This window comes from Pseudomonas sp. SWRI50 (assembly GCF_014269095.1).
Classification (GTDB): domain Bacteria; phylum Pseudomonadota; class Gammaproteobacteria; order Pseudomonadales; family Pseudomonadaceae; genus Aquipseudomonas; species Aquipseudomonas kermanshahensis.
This window is the reverse complement of record NZ_JABWRW010000014.1, coordinates 144038-161304: the sequence shown is the minus strand read 5'-3', so window position 1 is coordinate 161304 and position 17267 is coordinate 144038. Positions and strand designations below refer to the sequence as shown.

15 protein-coding genes and 1 pseudogene are annotated in these 17267 nt (G+C 63.5%); 5 read left to right on the top strand and 11 right to left on the bottom strand.

The features are described from left to right. On the top strand, nucleotides 1–83 hold an 83-nt coding region (locus HU750_RS16600), incomplete at its 5' end, for an IS3 family transposase (RefSeq protein ID WP_186679064.1). Nucleotides 84–201: 118 nt separating this feature from the next. On the opposite strand, the gene preA is transcribed toward HU750_RS16600, so the two are convergent. The 3 genes from preA to hydA form a co-directional block, all read right to left on the bottom strand. Next, nucleotides 202–1476 carry an NAD-dependent dihydropyrimidine dehydrogenase subunit PreA gene (gene preA / locus HU750_RS16595; RefSeq protein ID WP_085272989.1) on the bottom strand — a complete coding sequence of 425 codons (1275 nt, stop codon included), beginning with the start codon at nucleotides 1474–1476 and terminating at the stop codon, nucleotides 202–204. Further along, nucleotides 1477–2844, bottom strand: a complete 1368-nt coding sequence (locus HU750_RS16590) for an FAD-dependent oxidoreductase (protein ID WP_186681232.1) — start codon at nucleotides 2842–2844, stop codon at nucleotides 1477–1479. It abuts the gene before it with no gap. 107 nt (nucleotides 2845–2951) lie between these two features. Further along, nucleotides 2952–4391: a dihydropyrimidinase gene (gene hydA, locus HU750_RS16585; protein WP_027592759.1), complete on the bottom strand. Its 1440-nt coding sequence runs from the start codon at nucleotides 4389–4391 to the stop codon at nucleotides 2952–2954. 625 nt (nucleotides 4392–5016) lie between these two features. On the opposite strand from hydA, the gene HU750_RS16580 reads away from it, so the two are divergent. Both HU750_RS16580 and HU750_RS16575 read left to right on the top strand, forming a co-directional pair. Beyond that, on the top strand, nucleotides 5017–6507 hold the full coding sequence (locus tag HU750_RS16580) for an NCS1 family nucleobase:cation symporter-1 (protein WP_186681230.1): 1491 nt from the start codon (nucleotides 5017–5019) through the stop codon (nucleotides 6505–6507). A gap of 117 nt (nucleotides 6508–6624) precedes the next feature. After that, nucleotides 6625–7908, top strand: coding sequence for a Zn-dependent hydrolase (locus HU750_RS16575; RefSeq protein WP_099454748.1), 1284 nt, complete (start codon nucleotides 6625–6627; stop codon nucleotides 7906–7908). Between the two features lie 147 nt (nucleotides 7909–8055). Here HU750_RS16575 and HU750_RS16570 read toward each other — a convergent pair whose 3' ends face one another. The 5 genes and pseudogenes from HU750_RS16570 to nhaB form a co-directional block, all read right to left on the bottom strand. After that, nucleotides 8056–9015: a ribonuclease Z gene (locus HU750_RS16570; protein WP_186681227.1), complete on the bottom strand. Its 960-nt coding sequence runs from the start codon at nucleotides 9013–9015 to the stop codon at nucleotides 8056–8058. Between the two features lie 17 nt (nucleotides 9016–9032). Next, the gene (locus tag HU750_RS27600) at nucleotides 9033–9479 is read right to left on the bottom strand and encodes an NUDIX hydrolase (protein WP_186681243.1); all 447 of its coding nucleotides are present in this window, start codon (nucleotides 9477–9479) and stop codon (nucleotides 9033–9035) included. After that, nucleotides 9474–9773, bottom strand: a pseudogene (locus tag HU750_RS27595) (NIPSNAP family protein); the annotation flags it as partial. The gene HU750_RS27600 and the pseudogene HU750_RS27595, both read right to left, overlap by 6 nt. An 82-nt stretch (nucleotides 9774–9855) precedes the next feature. Then, the gene (locus HU750_RS16555) at nucleotides 9856–10407 is read right to left on the bottom strand and encodes a lipocalin family protein (RefSeq protein ID WP_186681225.1); all 552 of its coding nucleotides are present in this window, start codon (nucleotides 10405–10407) and stop codon (nucleotides 9856–9858) included. A gap of 92 nt (nucleotides 10408–10499) precedes the next feature. Beyond that, a complete protein-coding gene (gene nhaB, locus HU750_RS16550) occupies nucleotides 10500–12002 on the bottom strand; it encodes a sodium/proton antiporter NhaB (RefSeq protein WP_186681223.1) in 1503 nt (500 codons plus the stop codon). Nucleotides 12003–12152: 150 nt separating this feature from the next. Between nhaB and HU750_RS16545 the strand changes: the two genes are divergently transcribed. Together HU750_RS16545 and nudC are read left to right on the top strand one after the other, a co-directional pair. Then, on the top strand, nucleotides 12153–12965 hold the full coding sequence (locus HU750_RS16545) for a crotonase/enoyl-CoA hydratase family protein (RefSeq protein WP_099428805.1): 813 nt from the start codon (nucleotides 12153–12155) through the stop codon (nucleotides 12963–12965). 34 nt (nucleotides 12966–12999) lie between these two features. After that, nucleotides 13000–13830, top strand: a complete 831-nt coding sequence (gene nudC, locus HU750_RS16540) for an NAD(+) diphosphatase (protein WP_186681221.1) — start codon at nucleotides 13000–13002, stop codon at nucleotides 13828–13830. Here the strand turns inward: nudC and HU750_RS16535 are convergent. The 3 genes from HU750_RS16535 to HU750_RS16525 all read right to left on the bottom strand — a co-directional run bounded on the left by HU750_RS16535 (nucleotide 13798) and on the right by HU750_RS16525 (nucleotide 17260). Then, nucleotides 13798–14577, bottom strand: a complete 780-nt coding sequence (locus HU750_RS16535) for a TSUP family transporter (RefSeq protein ID WP_186681218.1) — start codon at nucleotides 14575–14577, stop codon at nucleotides 13798–13800. The two genes, nudC and HU750_RS16535, sit on opposite strands and share 33 nt — an antisense overlap. Before the next feature lie 202 nt (nucleotides 14578–14779). After that, nucleotides 14780–15610, bottom strand: coding sequence for an alpha/beta fold hydrolase (locus HU750_RS16530; RefSeq protein ID WP_186681216.1), 831 nt, complete (start codon nucleotides 15608–15610; stop codon nucleotides 14780–14782). Between the two features lie 303 nt (nucleotides 15611–15913). Continuing rightward, complete coding sequence (locus HU750_RS16525; RefSeq protein WP_346010853.1) at nucleotides 15914–17260, bottom strand: glutamine synthetase family protein; 1347 nt, start codon at nucleotides 17258–17260, stop codon at nucleotides 15914–15916. Nucleotides 17261–17267 lie beyond the last annotated feature (7 nt).

The window sequence follows — 17267 nt, the reverse complement described above, 5'->3', positions numbered from 1 at the left end:
TTCATTACTACAACCATGACCGCATCAAGCTAAGGCTTAACGGCCTGAGCCCTGTTGATTACAGGGCTCAGGCTGCTAGCTGAAACTGTCCAACTTTCTGGGGGCAGTCCAGGCGTCGTGTGCTATTTCAAGCAAGCAGAAATCCTGTGGGAGCGGGCTTGCCCCGCGAAGGGCCGCGCAGCGGCCCCGGCCTATTCAGCCTCAGCTCGCCTCGCGATAGGGGTTACGCGGATCCTGCGTCCAGTTCAGGTAAGGCTTGCCGGTATCCTGCGCCACCATGTCGATGCAGTTTTCCACCGGGCAGGTGATCTGGCACAGGTTGCAGCCCACGCATTCCTCCTCGATCACGCTGTAGACGTGGGTGCCGTCGGCCTTGGCCGTGCTGGCAATGGCCTGGTGCGAGGTGTCTTCGCAGGCGATATGGCAACGACCGCACCCAATGCAGGCGTCCTGGTCAATGTGCGCCACTGACTTGTAGTTGATGTCCAGGTACTTCCAGTCAGTGGTGTGCCCCACCGCCTGGCCTCTGAATGCTTCCAGGTTGCGGTGCCCATGCTGGTCCATCCAGCGCGCCAGGCCATCTTTCATGTCTTCGACAATGCGGAACCCGTGCAGCATCGCTGCCGTGCACACCTGCACGGCGCCACTGCCCAGGGCAATGAACTCGGCCGCGTCTCGCCAGTTGCCGATGCCGCCGATGCCACAGATGGGCAAGCCGCGTGTTTCCGGGTCGCGGGCGATTTCCGCGACCATGTTCAGCGCGATCGGCTTGACCGCCGAACCGCAATAGCCGCCATGGGTGCTCTGGTCGCCGACTATCGGGTGGGCCACCATGCGGTCCAGGTCCACGCTGGTGATCGAGTTGATGGTGTTGATCAACGACACCGCATCCGCCCCGCCACGGTGCGCGGCGCGGGCCGACTGGCGAATGTCGGTGATGTTGGGTGTGAGTTTCACGATCACCGGCAGGGCGCAATAGGTCTTGCACCAGCGGGTGACCATCTCCACATATTCCGGTACCTGGCCGACTGCTGCGCCCATGCCGCGCTCAGGCATGCCGTGGGGGCAGCCGAAGTTCAGCTCGATACCATCAGCGCCCGTGGCCTCCACCAGAGGTAGGATGAACTTCCAGGATTCTTCCTCGCACGGCACCATCAACGACACGATTAGCGCACGGTCGGGCCAGTCCTTCTTCACCTGGGTGATCTCGCGCAGGTTGATTTCCAGCGAGCGGTCGGTGATCAATTCGATGTTGTTGATCCCCTGCACCTGGCGGTTGGGGCCGTAGTGCGCCGAGTAGCGCGACGACACGTTGACCGCCGCCGGGTCTTCGCCCAGGGTTTTCCAGACCACACCGCCCCAGCCAGCCTCGAAGGCGCGGACCACGTTGTAGGCCTTGTCGGTGGGGGGCGCCGAGGCCAGCCAGAACGGGTTGGGTGCCTTGATGCCGGCAAATTCGATAGACAAGTCGGCCATTTACGCTGCCTCCACGTTGAGCATGAGTTGGGCATGGATGGCTTCAGCGGCCAGCTTGCCGTGCTGCACAGCCTGGACGGTGAGGTCCTGGCCCAATGCGGTACAGTCGCCGCCCGCGTAGACGCCCGCCAGGCTGGTGCGCATGTGCGCATCGACGCGGATGCGTTCACCCTCGCGGGCCAGCTGCGCCGCCACGGGGTCGGCGAGGCTGGCGTCATCGAAGCGTTGGCCGATGGCCTTGAAGATCGCATCGGCGGCCAGCTCGAAGGTTTCGCCGGTGTCGCGCAGGCGCCCGTCGGCAAGCTCGGTGCGGGCGAAGCGCATGCCGCGCACCTGGCCGGCATCGTCCAGCAGTACCGCCTCGGGGCGCGCCCAGGTGTGCAGGCGCACTTGGTTGGCCTTGGCGATGTCTTGCTCGTGATCGGTGGCGCCCATGTCGGCGTGGCCGCGGCGGTACACCAGGTTGACGTCATGGGCGCCCAGGCGGCTCATCTGCACGGCCATGTCGATGGCGGTGTTGCCGGCGCCAATCACCAGGCAGCGGTCGGCCAGCGGCAGTTGGCTCAGGTCATCGGCCTGGCGCAGTTCGCGGATGTACTGCGTGGCGGCGAGCACCCCAGGTGCCTCTTCATCGGCCAAGCCGAGCTGGCGCACCGCATTCAGGCCCAGGCCCAGGAACACCGCGTCGTATTGATCGCGCAGCTCGCCCAGGCCAAGGTTGTCCCCCAGGCGTTGGCCGTGGCGGATTTCGATGCCACCGATGCCCAGCAGGAATTCCACTTCGCGCTGGGCGTAGTCGTCTACCAGTTTGTAGCGGGCGATACCGTATTCGTTGAGGCCACCTGCTTTTTCGCAGGCTTCGAACACCACCACGTCATGCCCATGCATGGCCAGGCGATGCGCGCAGGACAACCCCGCAGGGCCGGCGCCGACCACGGCGATGCGCTTGCCGGTAGCGGGGGAGCGGGTGAAGGGGTGCTCGGTGAAGTGCGCGTTGTCCAGCGCATAGCGTTGCAACTGGCCGATCAGCACCGGTGCGCATTCTTGGGCGTTGTTGCGTACGCAGGCCTGTTGGCAGAGGATCTCGGTCGGGCAGACACGGGCGCAACTGCCGCCGAGAATATTGGCCGAGAGAATGCGTTCGGCGGCGCCTTGCAGGTTCTCGTCACTGATGCGGTGGATGAACGAGGGAATGTCGATTTCGCTGGGGCACGCATTGACGCAGGGCGCGTCGTAGCAATACAGGCAGCGTGCGCTCTCCACGGCGGCCTGGCGGGCGGTGAGGGGAGGGGCGAGATCGCCGAAGCGCTCGGCCAGCTGGTCGGCGCCGGCCCGGGGGCGCGGCAAGTGGTTCAGGGCATCGATCACGGTTGTAGCCTCTCTTTTCTTTTTTGGATGTGGCAGTCAACGGCAATACGGCGCCGCCCGGCCTCTTCAGGGCCGGTACGGCAGTGCAGGTGCAGTGCGGGTAATGCTCAGCGCTGAACGGGTGTCGGGCGCTGTTGCTCGGCGCGGCGGCCTAACACCTCGTACACCGAGGGGTAGGCCGGGCGCTCCACGTAACGACCGGCGCCAGGTTCGGCGCGCAAGTCGCCATCGGCCCACAGCACACGGCCCTGGCTGATGGTGTGGCTGGGGATGCCGCGAACGGTGCGGCCTTCGAAAATGTTGAAGTCCACGCGCTGGTGGTGGGTTTGCGCCGAAATCGTCCGCGTGCCCTGTGGGTCCCACAGCACCAGGTCAGCGTCGGCACCGACGCGTATCGCGCCCTTGCGCGGGAACAGGTTGAAGATCTTGGCCGTGTTGGTGGAGGTCAGCGCGACGAATTCCTGCATCGACAAGCGCCCACTGTTGACTCCGGCATCCCACAGCACCGCCATGCGGTCTTCGATGCCGGCGGTGCCATTGGGGATGCGGCTGAAGTCGTCGCGGCCCATGGCCTTTTGTTCGGCGCAGAAGCAGCAGTGGTCGGTGGCGGTGGTGTGCAGGTTGCCCGACTGCAGGCCGCGCCACAGGGCTTCCTGGTGTTCCCGCGGGCGGAAGGGCGGGCTCATTACATAGCCTGCGGCCGTGGCCCAATCCGGATTGCGGTAGACGCTGTCGTCGAGCAGCAGGTGGCCTGGCAGTACCTCACCATACACCGGCTGGCCTTTGGCCCGAGCGTAGGTGATCTCGTCCAGGGCTTCGCGGCTCGAGATGTGCACCACATACAGCGGCGTACCGATGGTTTCGGCAATACGGATAGCACGGCTGGCCGCCTCGCCTTCGACCTGCGAAGGGCGCGACAGCGGGTGTGCCTCTGGCCCGGTCAGGCCTTGGGCCAGCAGCTTGTTCTGCAGGTGGTAGACCAGCTCGCCGTTCTCGGCATGCACGGTTGGCACCGCGCCCAGTTGCAGGCAGCGCTCGAAGCTGGCGACCAAGGTATCGTCGGCCGCCATGATGGCGTTCTTGTACGCCATGAAGTGCTTGAAGCTGTTCACCCCATGGTTGGCCACCAGCTCGCCCATCTCTTCTGCGACCTGCTCGCTCCACCAGGTGATGGCGACGTGGAAGCCGTAGTCGCAGGCACTCTTTTGCGCCCAGCCACGCCAGGTGTGAAAGGCCTCCAGCAATGACTGCTGCGGGTTGGGGATGACGAAGTCGATGATGGAGGTGGTACCACCGGCCAGGCCGGCAGCGGTGCCGCTGAAGAAGTCTTCGCTGGCCACGGTGCCCATGAAGGGCAGTTGCATGTGGGTGTGCGGGTCGATGCCGCCGGGCATCAGGTACTGGCCACTGCCGTCGAGGATTTCGCAGTCGGTGGGCGGTTCGAGGTTTGCGCCTATGGCCGCTATCAGGCCATCGACACACAGGACATCGGCGGTGTAACGCTCTTCGTGGGTGATCACGGTGGCACCACGGATCAACAGGGACATGCCGTCTTCCTCGCAGGCTGACCGGTCTGGGCCGGTTCTTGAATTGTTATACGCCAGTGACTGCCGGTGATCGAAGGGTAGCCTACAATCCTGTCAGGCCTGACAAGAATGGAATCTAGATGGTGATTTGGGATTGTTCAAGAAAATAATTTATGAGCTTATAACTTTCGTAACTTATTGATATTTAGATAATTATTGTTTGAATCACCAAAATGGTGAGGCCTTTCACCATTTTGACGCACTTGACAAGAAGCCAAATTGGTCAAGATTTTCCATGCAAAATCAGCTGCTTGATAGCGGGCCAGAAGACGCCTGCCGCGTGGCTGAAAAAACAGGCTGCACCGGTTTGAAACACGCGCCGGACGCAAGCCTGGCTTGAGCGGGCGCAACAGGCAGGCGAAGGGATAACCGTGCTTTCGCTTTGCGTCGATAAATGCCTTGCAGTTCAGTTGATTACCTCCGGTCGGCGGCGGCCACCCGGGACGGCTCAGGCCAACCCGGCACGTAATTTGAGTACGGCCACAACCGCCAGGCCGGACCGGAGGAGCAGTACTGGTGGTGTGTGTACTCCGGCCATCGCTTTAGCCCGATGAGCAAACAATTAGAAAAACCTGGAGAAGGCCCCATGCAACAGAGCAGATCGCAAGTGATCGAGCAGGATGGCCTGTTCGAGCTGGAGGCAGGCACTGACGTGCTCGACAGCTCGCGCTACAACCACGACATCGCACCCACCAAGGTGCACCAACGCACCTGGAACAAATGGCACATCACCGCCCTGTGGGTGGGTATGTCCATCTGCGTGCCCACCTACACCCTCGGCGGCGTGCTCACGGCCTACTTTGGCCTGAGCGTGGGCGAGGCGCTGCTGGCCATTCTGCTGGCCAACCTCATCGTGCTGATCCCGCTGACCCTCAACGCGTTCCCTGGCACCAAGTACGGCATCCCGTTTCCGGTGCTGTTGCGTTCCTCGTTTGGCATCCTCGGCTCGAACGTGCCGTGCTTGATTCGCGCGGTGGTCGCTTGCGGCTGGTTCGGCATCCAGACGATGTTCGGCGGCCTGGCCATTCACCTGTTCCTCGGCTCGATGTTCGATGGCTGGAAGGCTCTGGAGGGCACCGGGGAGGTGATCGGCTTCATGATTTTCTGGGCGCTTAACTTGTGGGTGGTGTTGCGCGGGGCGGAGTCGATCAAATGGCTCGAAACGCTTTCGGCGCCGTTGCTGGTGGCGGTGGGCGTGGGCCTGCTGTTCTGGGCACTGCCGCACATGTCGATGACCGAGTTGCTGGCGCAGCCGCCCAAGCGGCCAGAGGGCGTCAGCGTGGTCAGCTACTTCTGTGCCGGGCTCACCGCCATGGTCGGTTTCTGGGCCACGCTCTCGCTGAACATTCCCGACTTCAGCCGGTACGCCAAAAGCCAGAAGGACCAGATACTGGGGCAGATCTTCGGCCTGCCGCTGACCATGTTCCTGTTCGCGGCATTGGGCGTGGTGCTGACCGCAGCCTCCGCGTCGCTGGTGGGTGAAACGGTGTCTGACCCGGTCAGCCTGATCGGCAAGATCCAAAGCCCGGGCTGGGTGGCGCTGGCCATGGCGTTGATCGTGATCGCCACGTTGTCGACCAACACGGCGGCGAACATCGTCTCGCCCACCAACGACTTCCAGAACATCGCGCCACGCCTGATCGGGCGAAGCCGCGCGGTGTGGCTGACCGGGTTTATCGGCTTGGCGCTGATGGGCCATGAACTGCTCAAGAAGCTGGGCTGGATCGTCTCGGACCTGAGCCTGGAAAGCGTTTATTCGAACTGGTTGCTGGGTTACTCGAGCCTGCTCGGGCCGATTGCCGGAATCATGGTGGTGGACTATTTCCTGATCCGTCGCCAGCGCCTGGATTTGGCTGGGTTGTACCGCGATGACGTGTATCCGGCCTGGAACTGGGCTGGATTCGCCGCCTTCGGCGTCCCGGTGGCGCTGACCGTGATGTCGATCGGCAACAGCAGCTTCAGCTGGTTCTACGACTATGGCTGGTTCACCGGCTCGCTGCTGGGTGGGGCGTTGTACTACGTCCTGGGTGGCTTGGCGGCGCGCAGCCCGGCGCGGTTGGCCAAGCCGTTGCCGTGATACCGAGTATGCCTCTTCGCGGGCAAGCCCCCACAGGCTACGGCACGTTCAATGTGGGAGCGGGCTTGCCCGCGAAGAGGCCCTGATAAACAACAAAAAAGCCTGAGGGGAAAACCCATGACTCCAGTCCACGATATCCTCAAGACCACCGCCCGCCATGTTGACAGCGCACGCCTGTGGCAATCGCTGATGGACCTTGCCCGCCTCGGCGCCACGGCCAAAGGCGGTGTCTGCCGGCTGGCGCTGACCGACCTTGACCGCCAGGCCCGCGACCTCTTCGTCGAGTGGTGCGAGGCAGCCGGTTGCACCGTGAGTGTCGATGCGGTCGGCAATATTTTCGCCCGCCGCCCGGGGCGCAACCCCAAGCTGCCACCGGTGATGACCGGCAGCCATATTGATACCCAGCCCACCGGCGGCAAGTTTGATGGCTGTTATGGGGTGATGGCCGGGCTGGAGGTGATCCGCACCCTCAACGACCTCGGCGTTGAAACCGAAGCGCCGTTGGAAGTGGTGGTGTGGACCAACGAGGAGGGCTCGCGCTTTGCCCCCTGCATGATGGGCTCTGGAGTGTTCGCCGGTAAGTTCACGCTGGAAGAGACGCTGGCCAAGCGTGATGCACAGGGGGTGAGTGTTGGCGAGGCGCTCGATGCCATCGGCTTCGCCGGCCAGCGCGCGGTACTCGGCCACCCGGTGGGGGCTTATTTTGAAGCGCATATCGAGCAGGGGCCGATCCTTGAAGACCAGGCCAAGACCATCGGCGTGGTGTTGGGTGCGCTGGGCCAGAAGTGGTTCGACCTGACCCTGCGCGGGGTCGAAGCCCATGCCGGCCCAACGCCCATGCACTTGCGCAAGGATGCCTTGGTGGGCGCTGCCGCCGTGGTCGAGGCAGTCAACCGTACGGCCCTTGGGCACCAGCCACATGCCTGTGGCACGGTGGGTTGCCTGCAGGCCTACCCGGGGTCACGCAACGTGATCCCGGGTGAGGTGCGCATGACCCTGGACTTCCGTCACCTTGAAGGCGAGCAACTGGACGCGATGATTGCCGAGGTGCGTGGGGTGATCGAGAGCACCTGCGCCAAGCATGGCCTGGCGCATGAGCTGATCCCTACGGCGGATTTCCCGGCCCTGTATTTCGACAAGGCCTGCGTCGATGCCGTGCGCGATTCGGCAGGTGCGCTGGGCCTGCCGCACATGGATATCGTCAGTGGAGCCGGGCATGACGCGATCTTCCTGGCCGAATTGGGGCCAGCAGGGATGATCTTCGTGCCTTGCGAGAATGGCATCAGCCACAACGAAATCGAGAACGCCACGCCGGAGGACCTGGCGGCGGGGTGTGCGGTGTTGTTGCGGGCGATGCTGGCAGCGTCGGAGGCGATTGCCAGTGGGCGGTTGGCGGCGTAGGGGGTGTATGTCTTGAAGGGGTGGTTCGGCTGACAGGTGCCTGGCGGGAGGTTTTCATCGCCTATGAGATCGAGCGCCGCCCGCGCGGCGCTCGATCTCATGGGCGCCACAGCCCTAACGGCATGCACCTATCAGCCGCAACCCTATCTACCCCACCACCACAAGACACCCATCCCGCCCAATATGATACCGCTGCAGGTCCTGCGCCAAGGTCAGATGCCCGCTGTAATGCGCCAGGGCCTCCACACGTACATCGTCGATGCACGGGTTGCGCCGCGGATCGCCCTGGTAGCGTGCGCTGAAATGCGTGAGCACCAGGTTGCGCACACCCGCCGCCTCGGCAAACCGTGCCACTTGCGCCGCTGTGCTGTGGCCGAACGTAGCCCCCGTGCGCTCGACGACCGCCTGGGTAAAGGTCGCTTCGTGCACCATCACATCCGCGCCCTTGGCCGCCTCCGCCAACAGCTCGGGGTTGTCGTTGTCACCGCACACGATCACCCGTCGCGCCGGCCGCGATGCGCGCAGGTAGTCCCGGCCGTGCAGGGTCCGCCCCTCATACTCGACCGACAGCCCTTTGGCCAGGTCGCCCCACAACGGCCCGCGTGGAATGCCTTCGGCATCCAGGCGCTGCACGTCCAGGCGCGGCTCAGGGTTGAGCTCTGTGAACACGAAGCCCACGCTCGGCACCCGGTGCGACAGCTGCACGGTACTGACCTGCAGCGTCTCGCTACGCCAGTCAGTCAGGCTTTCAACGGCCAGCAGGCGCACCTCGAAAGGCAGGTAAGTGTCGCTGGCGGTCAAGCCCAGGCGCACCCAGTCATGCAGGGCGGCGGGCAGGATGATATCCAGCGGCTGGGTACGCCCGCTCATCCCGGCGCTGGCCAGCAGGCCCGGCAGGCCGAAGCAATGGTCGCCGTGTACATGGGTGATGAAGATGCCGCGCAGGTCGCGTATCGACAGCGGCGTCTGTAGCAGCCGATGCTGCGTGCCTTCGCCGCAATCGATCAGGTACCAGTGGCTGCCGCTGGCCTCGATGAGGGCCGTGGCACTGACGTTGCGGGCCTTGGTCGGCACCCCAGCACTGGTACCTAGAAACAGCAGGTCCATGATCAGGCTCCTTTGCTTCAGCCCAGCAGCGACAGGTCGCGCAACAACGCTTGCAGGCCCTGCGGCACAAGCGGGCCGATGCGGTCGAAGTCGGCGCTGTCGCACCACCGGGCGCGGAAGGGGCTGCCGTCGGACTCGCGGCCTTCTACCCAGGTCTGCTGGTAAAGGCTGGCGTCGTCGAAGCGTGCATCGAATACCTGCACAATCTCATGCCCCGGCGTATCGGCATAGTGGAACAAGCTCTCCAGCGTGCCGAGCAACCGCACATCGCTGATCGACTGCCCCAATTCTTCTTCGATTTCCCGGGCGATGGCGTCACGGCCCCGCTCACCAAACTCGATGCCACCCCCGAGTGGGCGGCACAGCGTCTGCTGCGTCACCGGGTCGTCGAAGACGTTGACCAGAATCTTCCCTTGGTGATGGAAAACGCACAGCGCCAGCGAGCGAATGCGCGGTTCGAGCAACGGCTTGAGGAAGCTGCGTTCATAGCTGTGGATGAACCGTTGCTCAGTGGCCAGGGCGACTGCAGCGATGCATTCCGGGTTGGTCTCTGCCTGCTTGCGGTACTGCTCGTAGGCGGCCAGGCTGGAAAAACTGAACAGGCAGTAGGCGATGTTGTTGGCACCTTCGGCAGGCAGGAAATAGCCATGGTGCTTGCCGCCCATGCGCGTGACCAGGCGCATCCACAGGCGCGAATAGGCTTCGAAGGCCGGTAGCTGGTAAGGGTCGACGGTGTATTTGACGTGGCAGGTGATCAACGGCTCGTTCCTTCGAGGGGAGGCGGGGCGCACACCTTAGCCTGCTTGCCCCGCGTCGTCGACATGCCAGCCGCGCGGCGGGCTAGCCCTCCTGGCGCCAGATCAGCTTGCTGGTGTCGTAGCCTTGCTTGCGGGCAATCGACAGCAGTTCCTCGCGTTCCTGGTCGGTGATTGCCGGCGTGCGTGAGAGCAACCATAGGTACTCGCGGTTCGGGTGCCCGACCAGGGCCACGCGGTAGTCCTTGTCGTGGTAAAGCACCCAGTACTCACCCTTGGTCAGGCCTGGAGCCAGCCGGCTGAACCAATTGTCGAACTGCACCCAGAGCTTGTCGGTCTTGCCCGGTTGCTGGGCTTCGGCGATGCCCTTGGCCTCGTTCCACTGGCCGTCCTTTTCCTTGCAGCGGTTGTTGACGTCGATGCGCCCGTCCTCACGCAAGCCGTAACGCGCTTCGGATTGCACGCAGTTGCGCTGAAAGAACATTGGCAGGCGCGCCAGCTCATACCAGGTGCCCTGGTAGCGTTGCAGGTCGACCTGCTGGGTGGTCGGCGGCGTGCGGTGTTCATCGTTCGAACCCGCGCAGCCGACCAGGGCAAGGGTCATGCAGGAAAGCATCAGTGCCGTGCGCATCGCCATAGCGAACCTCCTTGAAGCGGATGTGGATTTACCTTTGCTTCGATGCGGGCGTGCGGGAAAAGTTGTATCGAATATCCCCACGCCGCCAGGTTTTACAGCCAGTAAGTCACCGCCCACCAGCCCAGCCCACCCATGACCACGGTATAGGGCAACGCCATCCACACCATGCGCCCGTACGACAGGCGGATCAGCGGTGCAATCGCCGAGGTCAGCAGGAACAGGAACGCCGCTTGCCCATTCGGCGTTGCCACGCTCGGCAAGTTGGTGCCGGTATTGATCGCCACCGCCAGCGTCTCGAAATGCTCGCGGCTCATGCCACCGTTCATGAAGGCCTGCTTGACCTCGGTAATGTAGATAGTGGCGACGAACACGTTGTCGCTGATCGCCGACAGCAAACCGTTGGCCAGGTACAGCATGCCCGGTTGTTGTTCGGCGGGCAGCGCCAGTACCCAGGCGATCAGCGGGCTGAACAACTGCTGCTGATGGATCACCGCGACCACGGCGAAGAACACCACCAACAGCGCGGTGAACGGCATGGCATCCTGGAAGGCGCGGCCCAGGCGGTGTTCGTCGGTGATGCCGGTGAACGCAGTGATCAACACGATTACCAGCAGGCCGATCAGGCCCACTTCGGCAATGTGCAGGCCCAGGCAGATGATCAGGATCAGCGCGGCGCTGCCTTGTACCCACAGCGCGGCGCGCTGTGCCGGCGTACGGGCGGCGTCATCTTCGGCGGCGTAGGCAGCCAGCACCTGGCGCACGCGTTCAGGCATCAGTGTGCCGTAGCCGAACAGGCGTAGTTTTTCCAGCGCTACGCAGGTCAACAGCCCGGCGCCGAGCACCGGCAACGACACCGGGGCGACCTTGAGGAAGAAGTCGGCGAAGTGCCAGCCCATTTCATGGCCTATCAGCAGGTTTTGCGGTTCGCCCACCAGCGTGCACACGCCGCCCAATGCAGTGCCCACCGCACCGTGCATCAACAGGCTGCGCAGGAAGGCGCGGAACTGGTCGAGGTCTTCACGGTGCAGTTGCGGGATCTGCTGGTCGCTGTCGAGCGCGCTTTCTTCACGCGGGTTGGCACCCGAAGCAACGCGGTGAAAGACCGCGTAGAAGCCCACGGCAGCGCTGATGATCACCGCCGTGACTGTCAGCGCATCGAGAAAGGCCGAGAGGAACGCTGACAGCACGCAGAACAGCAGCGACAGGGCCGCCTTCGAGCGCACACCGAGCAAGATCCGCGAGAACAGGAACAGCAGCAGCTCTTTCATGAAGTGAATGCCGGCGACCATGAACATCAGCAGCAGGATCACCGGGAAGTTGTGCAGCAGCTCTTCGTACAGGGCCTGTGGGGTGGTCATCTCGAGCAGCAGTGCTTCGACCAGCAACAAGCCGCCAGGCATCAACGGGTAGCACTTGAGCGCCATGCCCAGGGTGAAGATGAATTCGATCACCAGCACCCAGCCCGCCGTGACCGGGCCCGCAGTCAGCAACAGCAAGGGGTTGAGCACCAGGAACAGGCCGATGACAGCCTTATACCAAAGCGGTGACTGGCCCAGGAAGTTGTGGGCGAGCGCACCGGGCAGGGAGCGGGGCATGAATATGTATCCTTATGATTCAGCGATGGCGCACGGTGCCGGATCGAGCCGACTTAGGCAAGATTTGCCGTCCTGCTTTTGGCACAAGTGCGGCCTCCTGGCTGGGTTAACATCCTGCGTCATGACCCTTTCCCAGCAGGAGTGCCGCCCGTGACCGAGTACAGCGCGTTCAAGGTTGAACTGACTGATAGCATCGCCCACGTCCAGATCAACCGCCCCGAGAAAGTCAACGCGATGAACGCTGCCTTCTGGGAGGAGATCATCGACATCTTCCAGTGGGTCGACGACACCGATGCGGTGCGCGCCGTCGTCATTAGCGGTGCGGGCAAGCATTTCTCTGCCGGCATCGACCTGATGATGCTGGCCTCGCTGGCCGGCCAGTTGGGCAAGGACGTTGGCCGTAATGCGCGCTTGTTGCGCAGCACCATCCTGCGCCTGCAGGCGTCGTTCAATGCCGTCGACAAATGCCGCAAGCCGGTGCTGGCGGCAGTCCAGGGCTACTGCATTGGGGGCGCCATCGACCTCATCTCGGCGTGCGACATGCGCTACTGCAGCCAAGATGCGCAGTTCTCGATCAAGGAAATCGACATGGGCATGGCCGCCGATGTCGGCACGCTGCAACGTTTGCCACGTATCATTGGCGACGGCATCATGCGCGAGCTGGCATTCACCGGGCGCAACGTCGAGGCCGATGAGGCGCTGCGCATCGGCCTGGTCAACCGGGTCTATGATGATCAGGCCGCGCTGCTTGACGGGGTCTTTGCCATCGCCCGTGAGATTGCCGCAAAATCGCCGATCGCCGTGGCCGGCACCAAGGAAATGCTCAGCTACATGCGTGACCATCGCATTGACGATGGCCTTGAATACATCGCCACCTGGAACGCCGCGATGCTGCAGTCTGAAGACCTGCGCGTGGCCGTGGCGGCGCACATGAGCAAACAGAAACCGACGTTCGCCGACTGACTGGGTCGGGGGGCGCGCAGCAAGGAACCCCGACATGTCAGCACGCTGGACTACCGCAGTACTCGACCCGCAGATCACCGGGGGCTTGGCCGTCGCCCGCAGCCCGGAAGGGTTCCTGGTGGACGACAACGGCGCGCTGTTCCCCCGCGAATGGCTCAAGCGCCAGGACCTGGACGTGCTGTGCGAGCATGGCATCGGTCACTTCGATGGCGAGCCGGTGTTCCTGCTTGCACTGCGCGGCGCCACCGACCTGCCAGGTTGCAGCTGGCGTGGCCTGCGCGCGTTCATGCTCGAAGGCGACTTCGACCTGTACAAGGTGCTGGGTTATGCCGCGCAGATTGGTACCTGGGCCCGCGAGCACCGTTTTTGCGGTAGCTGCGGTCAGGCGATGACGCAAATCCGTTGGGAGCGGGCGATGTACTGCCAGCCCTGCGACCTGCGCAGCTACCCGCGCATTTCGCCGAGCATGATCGTGCTGGTCACCCGCGGTGACGAGATTCTGCTGGCGCGCTCGCCGCGTTTCGTCACCGGTGTCTACAGCACCTTGGCGGGTTTTGCCGAGCCCGGCGAGTCGGCCGAGGATTGCCTGGTGCGCGAAGTGCGTGAAGAGGTAGCGGTCGAGGTGCAGAACATCCGTTACGTCGGCAGCCAGTGCTGGCCGTTCCCGCATTCGATGATGCTGGGGTTCCATGCCGAGTACGCGGGCGGCGAGATCGTCATGCAGCCCGACGAGATCGAGGATGCCCAGTGGTTCAGCGTGCATGACCTGCCGCCGCTGCCGGCCGGGCGTTCCATCGCCCGGTACCTGATCGATTTGTACGTGGCTGAACGCTTAGGCCTGCCCGAACCAGTGCTGCCACGCTAGGCGCACGGTAAGCGCCAGCACCACGGTGATGAAGACCGGGCGGATGAACTTGCTGCCGCCGCTGATCGCCGTGCGTGCGCCGAAGAACGCACCCACCATCACCGACAGGCCCATGCACAGGCCGACGACATAATCCACCTGCCCGGAAATGATGAACACCGTCAGCGCCGCGATGTTGCTGACGAAGTTCATGCTGCGCGCCACACCGCTGGCGCGCACCAGGTCGATCGGGTACAGCAGCAGGGTGCTCACGGTCCAGAACGCGCCAGTGCCGGGGCCCGCTACGCCATCGTAGAAGCCCAGGGTGAAGCCTTGGGGGGCCTGCCATTTTTTCTTGATCGGTGCGTCGGCATCCAGCGGCGCCTTGGGCGTGCCGCCGAACAGCAAGTAGACGCCGCAGGCGAAGACCACGACCGGGAGCATCTTGTTCAGCCATTCGGCGGGCAGGTAGTGGGCGATCACCGCACCCAGCGAGGCGCCTACCAGGGTAGCGAACAACGCCGGGCGCCACTGCGCGGGGTGGAACAGTTTGCGCTTGTAGTAAGTGAAGCCGGCCGTGGCCGAGCCGAAGGTAGAGCTGAGCTTGTTGGTGCCCAGCACCAGGTGTGGCGGCATGCCGGCGGTGAGCAGGGCCGGGGTGGTGAGCAGGCCGCCGCCGCCGGCGATGGCGTCGATGAAGCCGGCGACGAAGGCGACCAGGGCCAGGATGAGTAGGGTGAGGGGTTCTACGGTGAGTTCGAAGGGCATTGGTTTTTTGTGCACACAGGAAGGCAAGGGCGCGGCAAACAGCCGCGCTAGAAGTGCCACATGTTAGTCCTGGCGGCTGTATGTTGCCAATGCGGGCCCTTTCGCGGGCAAGCCCGCTCCCACAGGTTTTCACTGGTTCGAAGGCAGTGAAAGTCGTGTGGGAGCGGGCTTGCCCGCGAAAAGGCCGCTACAGGGGGTTACATCAACTCCGTATAAACGCCAGCAAATCCGCATTGATCACATCGGCATGGGTGGTCGGCATGCCGTGCGGATACCCTTTGTAGGTCTTCAACGTGCCATTAGGCAGCAACTTGGCCGACAACGGGCCCGCGTTCTCGTAAGGCACGATCTGGTCATCGTCACCGTGCATGACCAGCACCGGCTGGGTGATGCGCTTGAGGTCCTCGGTGAAGTCGGTCTGCGAAAACGCCACGATGCCGTCGTAGTGCGCCTTGGCACTGCCGATCATGCCTTGGCGCCACCAGTTGCCGATGATGCCTTCCGACGGTTTGGCCCCGGGCCGGTTATAACCGTAGAAAGGCCCCGTGGGCACGTCGCGGTAGAACTGCGCCCGGTTACTCGCGACCTGGGCCTGGAAGCCGTCGAAGACCGACTTGGGCAGGCCGCCTGGGTTGGCCGGTGTCTGCACCATCAGTGGCGGCACTGCGGCAATCAGTACCGCCTTGGCCACCTTGTCGCCGGGGTAGCGTGCCATGTAGCGCACCACTTCGCCGCCACCCGTGGAATGGCCGACATGCACCGCACCCTGGATGCCCAGGTGGTCGACCACGGCGGCTACGTCATCGGCGTAGTGGTCCATGTCATGGCCATCCCACACCTGGCTAGAGCGCCCGTGGCCGCGGCGGTCGTGGGCGACCACGCGAAAGCCTTGGGCCAGGAAGAACAGCAACTGGGCATCCCAGTCATCGGCACTGAGCGGCCAGCCGTGGTGGAAGTGTATGACCGGCGCATCGCGCGGGCCCCAGTCTTTGTAGAAGATCTGAACGCCATCCTTCGTGGTTACGTAGCTCATGGTCGCGTCTCCTCTGTGCAGGGGATTGCCAAGTGAGCTATTGAGAATAGGAGAGATTTCTGAGTTGTCAGTACTGGCCTCTTCGCGGGGCAAGCCCGCTCCCACAGGAATACCACCGTCTCTAACCGGGTAGTAAACCTGTGGGAGTGAGCTATTGAGAATAGGAGAGATTTCTGTGTTGTCAGTACTGGCCTTTTCGCGGGGCAAGCCCGCTCCCACAGGTATATCACCGTCTTTAACCTGGTAGTAAACCTGTGGGAGCGGGCTCGCCCCGCGAAAGGGCCGGCACCGGCAATCGAGCCATTACAGGAACCAGCGGTACTCCCTGGCGCTGACTTCTTGCATGAATGCCAAGTGGTCTTGCCGCTTGTTCTCGCAATACACCATCACGAATTCTTCCCCCAGCCCCTCATTCACTGCGGGGTGGCTGCGCATCGCGGTGACTGCGCTGAGCATGTCCTTGGGGAAGTCGATGCCGCTGCCGCGGTCTTCGTTCAGCGGTGTGATCGGCTCCTGCGCCGCATCCAGCCCATGCTCCATCCCGCACAGGATTGCCGCCAGCACCAGGTAAGGGTTGGCGTCCGCGCCAGCCAGACGATGCTCGATGCGCAAATTGCGTACATCGGACTCGGGAATGCGTATGCACGCATCGCGGTCTTCATAGCCCCAACTCGCACGGCTGGCGGCGTTGACCATGGCGCCGTAGCGACGGAACGCATTGTGGTTGGCTGCAAAGATCGGCATGCAGTGCGGCAGGACCGCCAGGCAGCCCGCCACCGCATGGCGCAGCGGGCGTTGCCCATCGGCAGCCAGCAGGTTGTTGCCGTCGTTGTCGTACAGGCTGACGTGTACATGCATGCCGCTACCAGGGGCGTGCAGGTAGGGTTTGCTCATGAACGAAGCACGCAGCCCGTGCTTGAGCGCCACGCCACGGGTGCTGCGGCAGAACAGGGCAGCCCAGTCGGCGGCGCGCAGGCCGTCGTCGCAGTGGCCGAAATTGATCTCGAACTGGCCCGGCCCCAGTTCGGCCGTGATGACATTGGCATCCACCCCTTGGGCATTGGCCGTTTCGACCATGTCGCGCAGCACGTCGCTGAAGCGCGACAGGCGCTCGATGTGCATGTTGGGCTGATCGTCCGGGTCATCGCTGAACGGGTCGCGGGGGAACTGCGGCAGCCCTTCCTTCAGTGCCCGTTCGAACAGGTAAAACTCCAGCTCGAACGCCACCACCGGGCGAATGCCACGCCGCGCCAGGCGTTGCAGTACGCGGGCGAGCACTTCCCGGGGCTCGAACTCGATGGGCGCGGCGGTGCCGTCGGAGCTGATCAACATCTGCCCCAGCGGCTCGCGCTCCCAGGTGACTGGCTTGAGGGTGCCGGGGATCAGGCGCCGCACGGCATCCGGGTCGCCGTCGCTGAAACAGTAGTCACCAATCGGGAACAGCCCGCCCTGTACCCCTAGCAACACGCAGTTCTGCGGCAGTTTCAGCGGGCTGCCGGCGGCGACCTTTTCCAGCATGTCGACGGGGTAGCGCTTGCCGTAGAAATGCCCGGGGATGTCCAGGCTCAGCAGGTCGACTTGGCGTACTTCGGGGTAGCGGGCACGGAAGGCGCGTACTTCACTGAGCAGATCGGGAAAACCTGTTGTGATGGTCATG

Coding starts and splice junctions, on each gene's coding strand:
- preA (WP_085272989.1), bottom strand. CDS start 1,476: ATGGCCGACTTGTCTATCGAATTTGCCGGCATCAAGGCACCCAACCCG.
- HU750_RS16575 (WP_099454748.1), top strand. CDS start 6,625: ATGACTCCAGTCCACGATATCCTCAAGACCACCGCCCGCCATGTTGAC.
- HU750_RS16535 (WP_186681218.1), bottom strand. CDS start 14,577: ATGCCCTTCGAACTCACCGTAGAACCCCTCACCCTACTCATCCTGGCC.
- nhaB (WP_186681223.1), bottom strand. CDS start 12,002: ATGCCCCGCTCCCTGCCCGGTGCGCTCGCCCACAACTTCCTGGGCCAG.
- HU750_RS16530 (WP_186681216.1), bottom strand. CDS start 15,610: ATGAGCTACGTAACCACGAAGGATGGCGTTCAGATCTTCTACAAAGAC.
- nudC (WP_186681221.1), top strand. CDS start 13,000: ATGTCAGCACGCTGGACTACCGCAGTACTCGACCCGCAGATCACCGGG.
- HU750_RS16580 (WP_186681230.1), top strand. CDS start 5,017: ATGCAACAGAGCAGATCGCAAGTGATCGAGCAGGATGGCCTGTTCGAG.
- hydA (WP_027592759.1), bottom strand. CDS start 4,391: ATGTCCCTGTTGATCCGTGGTGCCACCGTGATCACCCACGAAGAGCGT.
- HU750_RS16570 (WP_186681227.1), bottom strand. CDS start 9,015: ATGGACCTGCTGTTTCTAGGTACCAGTGCTGGGGTGCCGACCAAGGCC.
- HU750_RS16555 (WP_186681225.1), bottom strand. CDS start 10,407: ATGGCGATGCGCACGGCACTGATGCTTTCCTGCATGACCCTTGCCCTG.